Here is a 591-nt window from a genome sequence, read left to right as displayed (position 1 = left end):
CGCGCGCGGCGCGACGCCGCCGGGCGATTTGACGAACGCGCTCGATCTCGGCTGACACCCGGCCGATCGCCGAAACGACAACGCCCCGGGCCATGCGATGGATGGCCCGGGGCGTTCATGCCGCTTTCAGGTGGTGACGTCGATTCCTGTCGTCAGCCGCCGATACGCCGCTCGATCTTCTTCATCGTGTCGGTCATTTCGGCCGGCAAGCGCAGCTTCAACGTATCGAACAGCGCCGCGTGCAGCTTCAGTTCCTCACGCCATTCGTCGGCGTTCATCGACGTCACCGCATCGAACTGGTCGCGCGTGAAGTCGAGGCCGTCCCAGTGCAGGTCTTCGTACGCAGGCGACACGCCGAACGCATGCTCGCCGCCACCGCCCGTGCCTTCGAGACGATCGAGCATCCACTTCAGCACGCGCATGTTCTCGCCGAAGCCCGGCCACACGAACTTGCCGTTCGCGTCCTTGCGGAACCAGTTCACGCAGTAGATCTTCGGCAGCTTCGCGCCGGCGGCTTCGAGCTGCTGGCCGAGTTTGAGCCAGTGCGCGAAATAATCGCTGACGTTGTAGCCGCAGAACGGCAGCATCGCG

General features: G+C 64.6%; 1 protein-coding gene. It reads right to left on the bottom strand.

Features of this window, described 5'->3' with window-relative positions:
* Positions 1 to 152: 152 nt before the first annotated feature.
* The coding region (locus tag A9Z05_RS05685; protein ID WP_141723373.1) for a phosphoenolpyruvate carboxykinase domain-containing protein at positions 153 to 591 on the bottom strand (439 nt) is incomplete at its 5' end.

Source organism: Burkholderia sp. A2 (assembly GCF_001729305.1).
Taxonomy (GTDB): domain Bacteria; phylum Pseudomonadota; class Gammaproteobacteria; order Burkholderiales; family Burkholderiaceae; genus Burkholderia; species Burkholderia sola.
This window is presented reverse-complemented; position numbering and strand designations above follow the sequence as displayed.